We start from the raw sequence: 14,279 nt of genomic DNA, 5'->3' as shown, positions 1-14,279 counted from the left end.
GGTGGCGGCTTTAATCTGCTGTCTGACCGTCGCGGATGGGGCGGACGGTAAAGCCGTATGCGTTGTTGGTGCCATGAATGGGATAGGTGCAGTTTGTAAAATCCCCTGGTCTTTTATCAATAGCAAGTATCAAGCAACTGGAGTTGGCATTTTCATCCGATGTAACGGTACCCTGAAATCCGGATGTTGCTATATATGTTATTGAAGAGAAGCCTGGAAATGTGCCATAATCTACCTTTCGGTTCTTTACTCCCATATCACGTACTCCGGTAGCGGGAAAATAAAAGGGCTGGCTTTCAACAGTAACTCTCCATCCTTTGAATTCCGTGGTTTCCACTGTATTTGGTGGGCCTGCACTTACGGTTTTTTTTGCATTGGGATTTTTCTCAGTTGGAGCAGGCACTTGTTTCAACTTTACCTGATCAAAAAAATCAGCAAAAGCCTTAATAGGCGGAATTTTAAATCCTGCCGGTGAAGGGTCGTATATTGTTTTGATGACATATAGGTCATTAGGGGATTGCTTGTAATCCTGGATGTCCTTGCCATAGGCAAAGTTAGCGTTCCCACTTGCTGTCAACTGTGTATTCCAATAGTTCATGATGGTTTTTTTGTCATAATTAGCTTTTCTTCCATCATGCCAGTGACGTCGCATATAGTTATTTCTCGGATCATCTGGGGTACCATTTTCACCCTCACCATTATCAGTTGGTGGCCGCTTGTGCATAAAAAACTCATTTGGATATTGTATGCTTTCTCCGATACTTCTGGCGCTTTCTGATGAAGTGAAACGATACTTCGGAGTAGAATAGAACATTTTGTTTACCATGTCTAATTCTTTGTCAGTATTGTAAGTGTCATCATTGTGAATGCCCGGGAGCATCGGGTCCTTACGTCCCCATTGGTAATAGGTGTTGTCGCCTGCTGCGGATGCTGCAATCTCGGGTTGGGTAAATGTAATGATGCCCTTCTTTTCATCTTTCCCGGGTTGCGATGCTCCGCTGACGGTTAGTGCAATTTCATTATCACCTACTTGTTCGCTATTGGCTACAAAACGTATAAGTATATCTCTTTCAGCGTCTCCGATATGTGGTTCGCAATAACCAAGGTTGCAAGGGGTTATGATAAATGGCTTGTCATATTGATTCAGGTTATCATCCGACATTGTATGACAAGATGATTCGTCCCATTTGCGATGGGTAACCCATATATGCCAGTTCCATAAAATACCCTCAGAACCGCGTACGGCAATCACGGCATTGCCTTGGTTGATGCTTTCTTCGGGCACACGGAAAGATACCCAGCCATTATCGTATTTCACCTCTGTTACAAGGTCCGGACTGTCTTGCCATAGTAGTATTGCATCTTTTATTCCTGAAATTTCACCACTTGTAATGGGGGTATTATCATGTTTCACGAACTCGCCTAGTACAAACTTACGAGTTTTGTCCGAAATAGCATTTATGTCACCTTCATACTTGTAAGACGAAGTATCGTTTCCTTTATTATAAGTATTGCCATAGTAAGCCGGAAACTTATAATAGCCATAATCATTCACAATATAGCAGTTGGCACTTTCTTGTACCTCATTGCGGTCAACCAAATCGTATGGGGCGTCTTTCGAGCCATTTCCTGCATCGGTAATAGTCTTGCCCGGTGTTTGGCCTTCTATAGTGGTTCCTTTCCCGTACAAGAAATTCCGCATGTATGTAAATTGGGATTGGGCAGGCAGGATTATGCTTCCGCTTACGGGCTGCGTCGGGTCGGTATCGTCCGCCCTGCTTTGGGAACCGGTGGCCGGTTTCCAGCCCAGTTCAGGGCTCTCTTTCGATGAATTCCACGTTGTGCCGCCATCAATAGACCACTCAATCGTGAAATCAAGTTTCCTTCTTTGCTCTTTCGCGGCTGCTGATTCTGCATTAGCTTGTGCCACCTTCATGTATGCGGCAATACTTACATCATTCAGAACACCGCTGACCGGAAGATATGCTTGTTTTTCTTCATCTGTCATTTCTATGTATAGAGATGGAGGATTAGGATGCGGATTACCTGCGCTCCAAGTTCCCTTATAACCGCCATTAGGATACAGTGTATTATCCCGGTTGACTTTCAATTCAATCACCGGTGTAATAACGATTCCGGTGGAGTTGATAGAGTAGGTATACTGCTTTCCTATCTCCCATATCCCGTTTTTCGTAAACTCCTTTAGTTTGGCTGTAAGAGTACGTTCCGTATTTGTAAGCTTGTCTGTGAACGAGATTGTTAATTTTGCATCATCCGTGAGTTCTTGGGGAATCATCATGAACGTGTATCCCTTATCGTCACCGTTCAGTATGGTGCCGGGTTTGGTCATGATTTCATTCTTGTCTTTATTCCCGTCCAATGCAGTTTCATTGTCTATACTGAACGTGCGTCCGGCGGTTTCGTCTGTAATGGTCCAGCTAGTTGCTCCTATCGGGTAACTGCCGCTACCATGCACTCCGGAAATCTTTATTTTGGTCACTTTTCCGGCAAGCATCTTTTCGCCGGTTTTTATGGTGACGGCAGTCAGTGCGTGCTTGAAGTTCAATTGCACTGCTCCATTCCGGACGTCTCCCGTGCCGTTTCCGCCACAGTCTGCGGTGGCATACATCAGGTCAATCTGCTTGGTCACGTCCTTGGGGACTGTATAGGTCAGCGTGGGAATACCGGTGGCATCCGCTGCCGAGTGGATGACGGAGGGAGTGGCATCGTCGGCATCAGCCGCGCCTTCTTCGGAAGATGCAGGTGCGGCAGCAGAGTAGGGGGAGTAGGCAAAGAATTTGATATTCTCCGAACCTACCCAGTACAGGGATTTTTCGGATTTCCATTTGCTATCGCTTTCGGTATAACTCACCTTTATGTTGTGGGCAAAGTTGGTGGTCCACTTGTTTGTCTCCTCTTCTCCGGGCCAATCTCCGGTGTAGCATGTCGCCGAGAGTCCGAAGCTATGGTTCTTAAATGTTTCTCCGGTTGTCGTGGTGCCGCGGGTTATAGCATTGGAAGCCGCTGTATCCACAGCAGCTTCCGCAATTTCAGTAACTAAATATAAGGGTTTCCCCCCTTCGGACTGTGTCAGCTTCCGGATGCTTATGTCTTTGTCGGCAACGCGCGTGGCCGCCGAACCATCAGCCCAGCTGCCCGGTGCCGCCACATCGAACGCAAGCATGCCCGAAGCACCCTGATGTCCGTGCTTGTCGAAAGTGTCGTCCGTGCAAGAGGACGACACGGCACAGACCGCAACACCTGCAAGCATACGGAGCATCAGCCCGAAGGATGGTCGAAATATACGAAAATGTCGCATAATCACGTTTCTTTTGATGTTAGTCGATTAGTCCATGTTTGTATTACCATCATCGTTTCCGGTGTTTCCTTGCTCCCAAGCCTCTACTTTTACGTCGAAAGATAGCGGGCTATCAAGTACTGTTTCTCCTACTTTATCTTCATCTTTGTTGGGTACAATCTCTATACCCTCTATTTTGGGCAAATCAGGCAATTCAATAGGAGGATAAACACCCGCGCCGCTGCCTTGTCCGCAGAATATAACGTTATATACATATTTATGGTTGGGCTTCCAGTCGATATCAATACCTACACAGGTATACCCGTATTCGTTGCGATTCCATTTATCGGATTGAGGAGTAGGGAATAGCTGGTGATAATGGTAATCTCCTTCTACGTGTATCGCTCCGTTGCTATCTTTATCGGGATGGGCTGTGCCTTTGTGAATGGCCTCAATACGGCAAAGAAACAAAATGTATGCTCCCTTAGGTTTGTCAGTCGTCCATTTATCTTGTTTTTGCGGAATAAGCATCAGACTGCTGGATTTATCTCCGGTAGTTCCTTCTGCTTGTCCTATTAGGGTGGTATTTGCGCTGGTAAGCAATGGCAGATTCTCGAATTTGACGCCATAAGTGCTTGGTAGACTGGGTGTCCATTGCATGTGGTATGTATCTGTTGCACTCTCTGAGAATGAAAGAATGCCTTTCTGATTTATGTTTACCAGCCATGCTCCTTTGATGTTCACGTTTCTATTGTTGTGGTCCGGACACTTGGCATTGATACAAATTTGCGATAACGCATGATAAAAGTCCAACTTAACGGCGCCTCCCGTTACGTTTTCCTGTTTTACGTTCTGATAAGCTACAATAAAGTCTTGTTGGTTCGTACCTCCATTTTCCATGGAAGATTCCAAAAGAGTTTCAAATTGCTGTGTATGTGTGGTTATGGTAGGCTTGAATGCCTTTGCTGTGTCCAGATTGTCGGGACCGTATGCCCAGAAACGTACCTCTTTTACTCCGGTCGGCCATAAATAATCGCCTCCATTCTCGTCTTTGATTGTAAAGGTATTGTCTTTGCCTGCTTCTTTTTTAGCCGGTCGTCCGTTTATGAACATATCTTCATAGTTGTCAGCATCTGCATAGACATAAAAGCCGTTAAGGTTCGTGATAGTTGTCTCTGTGGCACGCGTCTTTACCTGCGTGGTAAATGAAATCTTTTCGCCCTTGTAAACTTCCTTCAACTCGTCGTTTGAACAAGAGGCAAGCATAATGGAGGCGGTAGCAACCATTCCCAGTAATTTTACATTTCCGTTCATAATCTGTTTCCCTTAAGTTTATTGTTATTTTTTCAATTCATATCAATGTCTGTTTCCACTATGTTGTCCCATCCCGAAATGTCGGGGCTCATGCCTCCACCTCCCGAAGGAATCTTCAACCCGTCTATCACGATATGGATGTGGGTGGGGTCGGCGGCTTCGTGCAGCTGCCCGGTGACATCGTGGTGGAAGTATTTTTGATTGGAGGTATAGATGGTCAGCATGTGCTTTCCTTCTTGTCCGTGGGGGCAGTGGCCGAAGGTGGCAAAGCGCGCCGAGAGCATCTTCTCATCAGTATGCCGTTGCATTTCGAGGGGCATAACTACCGGTTCTCCGGTCGGCTGTCCGTTTGCCGGGCTCCATCCCTCGGACATGCCGCTCAGTGCGGCGCTGAAGTCAATCAGGTCGCTCAGGTTCTCCACGTTCCGCACCTCTACCGTATATTCCACAGTAGCCGCTTCGGGGGTCAGGATAAGCGATTGTCCGGACACGTTTTCCTGCACTTGCAGGTAGCTGCACTTGCCGCCCCATACGCTGGCAGGCACGCCCCGCACGGGTTGATTTTCGGCTCCTTCGGGCAGGGGAGGCGTGCTGAGGTCTCCGCGTCCCATGGGGGCGAGAAGCGGCTGCGGCACGGTGGCAAGCAGATAGTCGTCGAAAGTGTTTCCGCGTTCGGTCACGGATTCCATCTCCCCGTTGTGGAAGAGTATCTTGTATTCGCCGCTCTCGATGCTGATTTTGCCGCCTTCGCGCGAGGTGAACTCGCGGCGCTGGTAGTGGCTTCCGTCCATGCGGAACAGCTGCACCACCATGGTGCGGGGTTGTGCGTCGGGAGCGTTGCTCCAGTCGAACTTGATTTCGAGTTCGGTATGGTGCTCGTTGCGGTAGCAAAGGTCTTTGTGGTCGCACGACTGAGTGAGAAACGCCAATGTTGCGAGCATTGCCCACAAGTATCTTACAGAACGCATCATTGTTCACCTCCTTTCCGTTGGTAACGTCCGCCTATGAACCAGATTAGTGAAACTTCGGCCTTGGTGGGTCCGAACCATTTCCGTCGGTGGGTCGATTCCCAGAAGTAACATCCGTCTTCCGGATGGTATTTCTTGTAGTCTCCTTCCAGATACCCTATTCCCAGTGTAAAGTCGATGTTGAAGTGTCTTCCTACTGGCAGCGAATATCCATAGGAGAGCCCGGCAGCCCAGCTCCAGCGGTCTCCCAGGTATCCGCGTCCGCCCCACTCGATATCGTAGGTCAGTATCTGCCCGTATACGCCTATGTGGTGGCCGCACATCAGTGAACGGCTCTCGCGTCGGGGCGAGAACCAACGCCGCAGTTCCACATCACCGCCATATGTCCGCCAAAAGCGGTGGCGCGCGTCGTTGCTCCACCAGGCATACATCCAGTTGGCGCTTGCCGACCACTTGGAAGTGATGGGTATCTCTATTCCTATATTAGGTATAGCCATAGCGTCATACAGCATATTTGTTTTCAATAGCATGACAAACTTCCGGTCTTTCTCTATTTTTATTTTTGCCGGGGGGACGACGGATTCGGTGAAGACGGTGTCGGCTATGGGCACAGGTAACGTGGCTGCCGAATCCTTGCCGGTATCGGCGAATCTTTCTTCTGTTTCCCATTCGCACATAATCCGGAACCGGGCGTTGCGCAGGGTGGGGAAAAAGTTCTTCGACATGTATTCCCACGCACGTCCTCCTTGCAGCATGCAGAGCTGTTTTTTTCTTCCGTCCACAATTTTCTTGTCTTTGAAAACCCAGATAGGAGTATTGGCGATAATCCTCATGGCTTCGTCACGCCACGGCTGGTCGGTACCGGCAATCATCTCACTCAGCAATTCCCAATCTACGTCCGAAGGGGCGGTTTTTACATTGAGGTCTTTCAGGGATGTGTGGTTGACGATGTATGCCTGCATGTTGCGGGCGCGTTTTTCCGACAGCTTGCGGTTCATGGGGGTATATCCTTCCGGCGAGGCACTCCCTTTTATGGTTATGGACTTGAGGACTGAAGATGAGTGGAGTGCTGTGCTGTCCAGTAATGCAATCAGACGTTCCAAGTGCATTTGATTGTCACTGAAAGCAGAGTCTACCTGCGAATATCCCTGCCGGAACTTGATATTTGCATATAATGTGTCCCGGTGTATACTCGTGTCCTGCGCAGACAAACAGGTACTGATACAGAAAAATAGTATTAAATGAGATACAACAATGACCCGTTTCATAGAATATAAAGACTCTTTCTATTGTTTAGTATGGAGTGATTCTTTATAATTTTTTTGCAAAAGTATATAAAGACATTTGATGCGCAATAGAATTATTATTTTTTAACGTGGTATGAGCTAAAGTTTTCCACATCAGCATAATACTGATGGAAAATGGTGCTTTACTATTTGTGGATTTTTACCTTTACACGCTTGCTTGATACAATCTCATTTTCTATCTTACGATGTTCCAGTTGTATCGGTCTGTTTGTAAACTCCGGCACATTGTAAGAGTAAATCAGTCGGTCGTAATATTCCAGCGGTTTCTCCTGAGGCAGCATGAAAGGTTTGCATACGTGGTCGTCCGGTCTTATGTATGCTAGATAGAGGCGGGTATATAGCCCGTCGTCGCGTCGGCTGCTGAATACGAACCAGCGTGAGTTGCTGCTCCAGCTGTGGTAGCTTTCCGTATTGTTGCTGTTTGCTTCTTCAATGGCGTGCATGGTACCGTCTTGCAGGTTCAGCAGCCATAGGTCTGCTTCTTTGTGCCAGATGGAGAAGTTTCCGTAGTCGGATAATGTGAGCATGATATATTTCCCGTCGTATGAAGGACGTGGAAAGGAAACGCTCTTTTTCAGGTCTTCTGCATTTATCAGCGTGTCTATCCGTTCGCCGAACGTGCCGTTGTCCGGATTGAAGTCTATGCAGCAAAGGCTATAGCGTATCTCATCGTATTTCTCGGGCATCGGTTTACCCACTGCCGAGCAGAAATACAATTTCTTTCCATCTGCCGAGAATGCGGGGAAGGTTTCAAAAGCTTCTTTTTTCTGCAATAGGGGAGAAAGCAGCAGTTCGTGCGTTTCCGGTTGGTATACCAATACATCCGAGGCCATGTCCATCACTTCGATGCGTTCTGCCTTGGCTGTGTGGAAGGACTGTGTAGTCCGGTTTACCGAATAGGCAATGTATTTTCCTTCCGGATGCCAATAAGGATAGACACAAGCAGAGAGTGTGGAGTCTGTCTTGGTATTCAGAAGTTCGCGGTTTCCTTCTATCTGCATGAGGGTTGCACCGTGCTGTCCGCGTATATGCAGACTTAGGTGACCGGGATTTGTCCGGTTGAAGGCATGGCAGTTCAGGCACATGCCCGGTACCATCGCATTTTCCAGCAAAACGCGTTCTTCAAAGGATGAAAGGTTCCGTTCGTAAATACCCATTTTGCTATATACTTCATATCCCGGAATGACTTTGCGGTATACCACTCCATAGTCTATGGGAGCGTCACTGACATACATGGAGAAAGGGCGGTACTGCTTCCATTTGTTTTCGTTCTTGACAGATACTGTAAACAACAGACTGTCTCCCTTGTTGGATTCCAGGAGTTTGTGCCATTCGTCCTCCGGAAAGGAGGCTGTCCGGGCATTTACGTGTATTTCTCCGAATTTGCTTCCCGTTACGATTACGTCTATGCGGTCGTGTTTTCCGCCGATGTAGTCGAAATTCATCGGAGCAATGGTGGCGGGTATTGTCACTCCTATGTAGTCGGGATAGATTTCCGGCCATTCTTCCGTCTTCTCCGGATTGTTTACCGGATGGCTGCAGGTTGTCAGCAACCATACCGATAGTATGCAAATCAAATGCTTCTTCATTCTTTATCCTATTTTTGAAATAACAGATAATGCCAGAATGTGCCGGTATACCGTGCTTGCAGCATTTGCCGCCCATTCGGTTGTGATGTGTAAATCCGCATGAACTCTTTGCAATCCTGCATTACTTGCGGAGATAGTTTCCAGGGTATATCCCGGAAATCCTTGTGAGCCTGTCCCCATATATATGCCAGCGCTTCCTGGTAGCTACGCGGAATGGGTTCATGCCCGGTATTTGCGTCTGAAGGATAGTAATTCATGAAACCTTTCAGGTCGCGTTTTTGCAGTGTATATGCCAGCAGATATTCAAAGGCCATCCGGTTCTGCGGGTTTTGTTCATACAAGCGTGCCAGTAGGATATCCGTTTCGTAGCTTCCGGACAGGAAGTTCTCCGTATATCGCATTTGCCTCAACCGTCCCCATTCCGGGTGTGCTTCGATTTTCTCTTCATTGTATAAATAGGTCATCGTATTTTCGGCCCAGCTTTTGTAAAACAGTGTTTTGCTTAAAATACGCAAGTATTTGGCCGCTACTTCATACTGTCCGTTAATCAGGTTTGTTTCGACCAGCCGTTTGAGGCAGCGCCCGCTTTTGCGGAAGTTGGGAATGGCTTCCATGGCTTCGAAGGCAAAACGCTGTGCGTCGTTAATCATCCCCAGATGGTATAATATTTCGCCCGTAGGAAGCGGAGTGACGAAGTTTCGCTGGAACTTGGCTATCAGGCCTTCCGTTCCGTTCTGGTAGAACTCGAACATCCGGTTGCCCAGTTGTCCGGTCTTGCTCAGAGCCAGATTCAGGCAAGTTACGCTGAGCGGGGAAACCGGGGACTTGTTTTCCGCTTTTTCTATGATTTGGTTCCACTGCCGGTTTCTTGCCAATTGATTGTACGCCATCGCCTCTTCCTTATCGAAATTGCAGCCTGAAAGAATGTAGGGATAGCTTATTGCTGCTAATGTCATGCTCTGTAAGGTCATATATGCAGATACATGCTTGTGCGTCCGGGGCAGCCGGGCCAGCAGGTAGGGGAGCACGGTGAACAGAAGGATGATTGTCATTTCCATCCGGGGAATCACCGCAGGGAAACGGTAGTAGCCGAGAAATCCGCTTAGCTGGTAGATGGGGTTCTGCACTTGCATGCTTATCAATAGCGTGCAGGTGGCTTTCAGTGCGAACATCCCTGCTACGATTCCGATTCCTTGGAGGAATTTCCTTTTTTTGAAGCAGGTGTGCAGTTCGCTGATGATAATCCAGCCCATAAAGATGAGATGTGTTGCTCCCGCCATCCAAAGAAGGACCGGAAAACACACCAGCACGTACATCGCACGTTTCCACTTGGTGTGCAGGAAGGTATAGAAATAGTTGGCAGCCAATGCCATCAGCAGGGCCGTCACAAACGACAACATGGCGTTTTCGTCACACATGAAGTGCCATACGGCTATTGCCGGTAGGAAACTCAGCGGGTAATACACTTCCGGAGTTCCTTGTCTTTTTGCTAATTTCCATGTCAGGAGTTGCAGTCCTATGAACAAGAGTGCCAGAATAGTGGCGCCCATCCACGTATGATAATAAAACTGTACCAGAAATTCGCTTGTATAGTCGGCCCATCCGCCGGGGATGGCGATTCGTTCTCTCCAATATTCCATGTCGGACAAAAAAAGTTGGTATTGCTCGTGGTATTGGAGGTGGGCCGGATAGACTATCTTCCAGAACAGCCATATTGCCGTGCCCCAAAGCAGGGACAAGCCGGTTTTCCAGAACTTCTGTGATAGTGGTTTCATATCAGTATATGTTTTTTGCAAGTACGTTTCTCATGCTTACTTGTTGATGGTGTTCTGATATTCTTTAGGCAGTTTGCCGAATTTGGCTTTGAAGCATTTGGCAAAGTAGGATGGAGCCATGAAGCCTACGCGCAACATCACTTCGTTGATGCGCATGTTCTGGGTAAGCAGTTCGGCTGCCTGATTGAGCCTGAAATTCTTGATATAGACATTGGGAGCCATTCCGGTCAGCATTTTTACTTTCCGGTAGAAATTCGTACGGCTCATGTTCATGGCATCGGCCAGGTTGTCTACGGAGAAACTCTCTTCGTCCAGGTGTTTTGTAAGGGCGGTATCCACCTCTTTCATGAAGGTGATGTCGCATTCGGACAGAATATATTCCGATAAAGGCGTTTCGTGTGTAGTTCCTGCCGAACGTAGCATCAGCTCGTGGAAAGCCAGACGCAATTTCAGTAGATTTTCTATCTGGTTGTGTAGTTGGCTGATGCTGAACGGCTTTTCCATATATACCTCCGCACCGTTCTCCATGCCTTCTGTCTTTGACTCCAGGTTGGTCTTGGCTGTCAGCAGGATGATGGGGATGTGTGAGTAAGCAAGGTTGCTCTTGATGTGGCGGCACATTTCTATGCCGTCCATTTCGGGCATCATGACGTCGCTGACGATAACATCTGTGACATCATTCGTTTCAAGTTTCTCCAGCGCTTCCTTTCCGTTGTTGGCGGTATACACCTTATACCATTGTCCCAGTGCTTCCCCTATTTCATGCTGCAATTCGATGTTGTCTTCCACGATCAGCACGGTGTGGCGTTTGTTCCCTGCCTGGGACAGGTCCGGTTCAGGCCCTTCGTTTTCCGGATGGCTTTCCGTTTCCGGAAGTGTTTCCGTAGCTTTCTTCAGGGGGAGTGAGAGGATGAACGAACATCCGCCCGACGGCAGGTTCTCTACGGATAGAGTGCCTTGGTGGGATTCTGCCAGCGACTTGGAGAAAGCAAGTCCGATGCCGGTTCCCGGCATTTGTTTCCGGCTGTCCGGTATCTGATAGAAGATTTGGAATATCTTTTCCTTTTGTCCTTCGGGAATCTGGGGGCCGTCGTTGTTGACACAAATTACAATGCGGCCGGTCGATTCCTTCAGGCTTAGCTCAATCATTGACGTGGCATACTTCAGTGCATTGCTCATCAGGTTGACTATGATTTTCCGGATGATGTCACTATCAATCATGGCTTCCGCTCCGGGTGCGGGCAGACTGACGGAGAGTTCAAGGCCTTTGATGGATGCCGCATCCTTGAATTGTTCGGCGATATCTTTTATGATTGCGTTTACATCATGTTTTTTCAGGTTGAGTTTCATTTTCTTGTTCTCTATCTTTTGAAAATCAAGAAGCTGACTGGTGATTTCGAGCAGATAGCTGACGTTTTTCTCAATCAGGGCCAGGTGCTTGTCATGCTCTTCTGTTTTTCCGTCGCGTAATTTCTCCAGCGGCAGGCATATCAGGCTGAGCGGGGTGCGTATTTCGTGCACCAGATTGATAAAGAAACTTATCTTCTGTTTGTAAATTTCCCTATCTTGTGTAGTGCGGAAGTCTTCCATCATCTGGTGGTACTTGCGTTTGATGTGCAACCTCCAGCGATAGGTGATATATCCGACGATGAAAAAGAAAGTCAGTACATAAGCTATGTAGGCCGGTATGCTCAGCCACCACGGGGGAGTGATGACGATGCGCAACGAAGCGGTCCGGTCGTTCCATAAGCCGTCGTTATTGGCTCCTTTCACCTGAAATTCATATTCTCCGGGTGGCAGGTGGGTATAGGATGCCGAGTGGTTGGAGGTATTGGCAATCCATTTTTTGTCGACCCCCTTCAGACGGTAGCTGTATTGGTTTTTGAGTGGGTCTTCATAGCTGAGGGCTGCGAATCGTAGGGAAAAAGTGTTGTATTCGTACGGCAGCCGTATTTCTTTCTGCATGTAGAGTGCATTGCCAAAGTCCGTTCGCTCCTTGTCATTTATGTGGGGGAAGTCTATCTCCATGATGTACACGGGAGGAATGTATGGATTGTTCTTTATGTCTTCGGGGCTCAGGATATTGAATCCGTTGATACCTCCGAAATAGAGTTTGTTGTCCGAAGAGAGCAGGGATGCCTTGGGCAGGAACTGATTGCTTTGCAAGCCATCGTTCATCGTGAACTGCCTGATGTCTTTCCGGTTATCCGATGGAATCTGGAAGATGCCGTTATTGCTTGATATCCATAAGTCTCCGTGGCGGTCTTGCCTGACGGCACATGCCATGTTGCCGGTCAGTGATGTCCGGCTGCCGGGAAGGAGGGCCGAGAAATGTCCGGTTGCTTCGGAAAAACGGCATATGCCCGACTCGTTGGTGCCGAACCACATCCGGGCATCTTTGTCCTCAAACAAACTTGTGATGGAATTGCTGATGATGCTGTTGGTATCCTGGTATGTTTTTTTATAATGGCTCCACACCGTGCTTTCCGCATTGAGGTTTGTCATCCTGAAAACCCCGCTGTTCGAGGTAGCTATCCAGAGATGCTGGTGCGAATCTTCCAGAATGTCCGTTACTGCCGTCATTGCCCCCACTTGTATGATAGGCAGGAAATTGTCTGTTTCTGCGCGGTATCGGCACAGGCCGATATTCGTGCCTACGTATATGGTTCCGTTATGTCCTTGATATAGGCTTAATACGTCATTGCTGGGTATTGTATGCGGTGTTTGCTGTGAGTGGCGGTAGTTTTTCCATTTTCCGGTGTTCATGTCCAGTCTGTAGATGCCCTCCTTGTAAGTACCTATCCACAGTTCTTCCTTGTTTGGCAGCAGGCAGCAGATGTCGGGCTGGTGCTGGGGCATATTCTCAAACAGGTATTTCTTGAGATTCCCGGTGACAGGGTCGAATATCCACAAGCCTTCGGCGGTGCCCAGCCATATTTTCTTCTGATTGTCTTCATAGAAGGCTCTTATTTCTTTTCCTCCGGTTTCCGGTTGTGTGTTTGTGGCGGGAATGGTATGGAATTCGAAGCGTTTCAGCTGGTTGTTGATGATTTCCACTCCATTGTAGTTGGTCATTATCCAGAAGTTGCCCTCATTGTCGCACATAAGGTCGTTGATGTGGGGTTGCTTTATGTTCAGGAAGCTGGTGGGCAGATTGATTTCTTCGAAGGTACGTTGTGGCAGTTGCAGGGCAAAAATACCTTTGTCGGTTCCCACCAGCAGGCTTTTCTCTCTATATTTGATGAGGCAGAAGATGGCTCCGAACCGTTTTCCGTTTGTTTCATACACTTCGGTTTTTCCCAGCAGTTTCTGGTAGCAGCACAACTTGTTGCCTTGGTTGAACCAAAGGTTGCCGCCGATACATTGCAGGAAGTTTATTCCGGTGCCTTCGGCAATTTCGGCCAAAGGGGCGTCGGCGGGTTTCCGGTTTCCGTCTTCGTCATATATCATCAATCCTTTCTGGCGTGAAAGTACGTAGACGCGGCCGTCTTCGTCTTCGCAGATGTCGTTGATGAAGGAGTTCCACACACAGTCCTGTTTCATTGTGTTTGTTTGGGGATTGTAGATAAAGAGCCCTTGGCCTATGGTGGCTATCCACATGAGGCCGTTGTGTGTCCTGACTATTTTTCGTATTTCGCTGCTGATGATGACGCCGAATTGTGTGGTGATGTCGAAGTGCGAGAAATCATCCGAAGCATGGCGGTAGATATAGATGCCGTTTTCGGTTCCTACCCACAGCTTTTGGTTTAGTTCTGCAAGTGTTTTTATATGGCTGTTGCCCAAGGAGTGCTTGTGGTTGCTGCTGCGGTATATCCGGTTGTTGCAGCCGTCGTAACGGTTCAGGCCGTTTTCCGTACCGATCCAGATGAAGCCGTAGCTGTCTTGCAGGCAACAAGTGGCGGTATTGTATGAAAGACCGTTTTCCACATTGAGCCTCCTTACCGATAATATTTCGGCAGCAGTGGCCGGATAACCGGATATTCCGATAAGAAAGCACAATATGAGAAACAGTCTTTTCATAGTGATGG

Annotated in this window: 7 protein-coding genes; all 7 read right to left on the bottom strand. The window is 48.0% G+C overall.

Features of this window, described 5'->3' with window-relative positions:
* Nucleotides 1–10 precede the first annotated feature (10 nt).
* Nucleotides 11–3,319 (bottom strand): fimbrillin family protein, encoded by a 3,309-nt coding sequence (locus M1B78_RS01250; RefSeq protein WP_257939678.1) that lies wholly within the window; start codon nucleotides 3,317–3,319, stop codon nucleotides 11–13.
* A 27-nt stretch (nucleotides 3,320–3,346) separates the two neighbouring features.
* On the bottom strand, nucleotides 3,347–4,612 hold the full coding sequence (locus tag M1B78_RS01245; protein WP_257939677.1) for a fimbrillin family protein: 1,266 nt from the start codon (nucleotides 4,610–4,612) through the stop codon (nucleotides 3,347–3,349).
* 32 nt (nucleotides 4,613–4,644) lie between these two features.
* Complete coding sequence (locus M1B78_RS01240) at nucleotides 4,645–5,583, bottom strand: DUF5119 domain-containing protein (RefSeq protein WP_257939676.1); 939 nt, start codon at nucleotides 5,581–5,583, stop codon at nucleotides 4,645–4,647.
* Nucleotides 5,580–6,848 (bottom strand): DUF3575 domain-containing protein, encoded by a 1,269-nt coding sequence (locus M1B78_RS01235; protein ID WP_257939675.1) that lies wholly within the window; start codon nucleotides 6,846–6,848, stop codon nucleotides 5,580–5,582. Before M1B78_RS01235 ends, M1B78_RS01240 begins: the two co-directional genes overlap by 4 nt.
* Nucleotides 6,849–7,012: 164 nt before the next feature.
* Nucleotides 7,013–8,476: a TolB family protein gene (locus M1B78_RS01230; RefSeq protein WP_257939674.1), complete on the bottom strand. Its 1,464-nt coding sequence runs from the start codon at nucleotides 8,474–8,476 to the stop codon at nucleotides 7,013–7,015.
* An 8-nt stretch (nucleotides 8,477–8,484) separates the two neighbouring features.
* The gene (locus M1B78_RS01225; RefSeq protein WP_257939673.1) at nucleotides 8,485–10,251 is read right to left on the bottom strand and encodes a DUF6057 family protein; all 1,767 of its coding nucleotides are present in this window, start codon (nucleotides 10,249–10,251) and stop codon (nucleotides 8,485–8,487) included.
* Between the two features lie 36 nt (nucleotides 10,252–10,287).
* A complete protein-coding gene (locus tag M1B78_RS01220; protein WP_257939672.1) occupies nucleotides 10,288–14,271 on the bottom strand; it encodes a hybrid sensor histidine kinase/response regulator transcription factor in 3,984 nt (1,327 codons plus the stop codon).
* Nucleotides 14,272–14,279: the final 8 nt, after the last annotated feature.

Origin of the sequence: Bacteroides muris (ex Fokt et al. 2023), assembly GCF_024704895.1 — a bacterium.
Taxonomy (GTDB): Bacteria; Bacteroidota; Bacteroidia; order Bacteroidales; family Bacteroidaceae; genus Bacteroides; species Bacteroides muris.
Note: the sequence above shows the minus strand (reverse complement) of the source record. Positions and strands in the feature narration are given on the sequence as shown.

Coding starts and splice junctions, on each gene's coding strand:
- M1B78_RS01250 (WP_257939678.1), bottom strand. CDS start 3,319: ATGCGACATTTTCGTATATTTCGACCATCCTTCGGGCTGATGCTCCGT.
- M1B78_RS01245 (WP_257939677.1), bottom strand. CDS start 4,612: ATGAACGGAAATGTAAAATTACTGGGAATGGTTGCTACCGCCTCCATT.
- M1B78_RS01240 (WP_257939676.1), bottom strand. CDS start 5,583: ATGATGCGTTCTGTAAGATACTTGTGGGCAATGCTCGCAACATTGGCG.
- M1B78_RS01235 (WP_257939675.1), bottom strand. CDS start 6,848: ATGAAACGGGTCATTGTTGTATCTCATTTAATACTATTTTTCTGTATC.
- M1B78_RS01230 (WP_257939674.1), bottom strand. CDS start 8,476: ATGAAGAAGCATTTGATTTGCATACTATCGGTATGGTTGCTGACAACC.
- M1B78_RS01225 (WP_257939673.1), bottom strand. CDS start 10,251: ATGAAACCACTATCACAGAAGTTCTGGAAAACCGGCTTGTCCCTGCTT.
- M1B78_RS01220 (WP_257939672.1), bottom strand. CDS start 14,271: ATGAAAAGACTGTTTCTCATATTGTGCTTTCTTATCGGAATATCCGGT.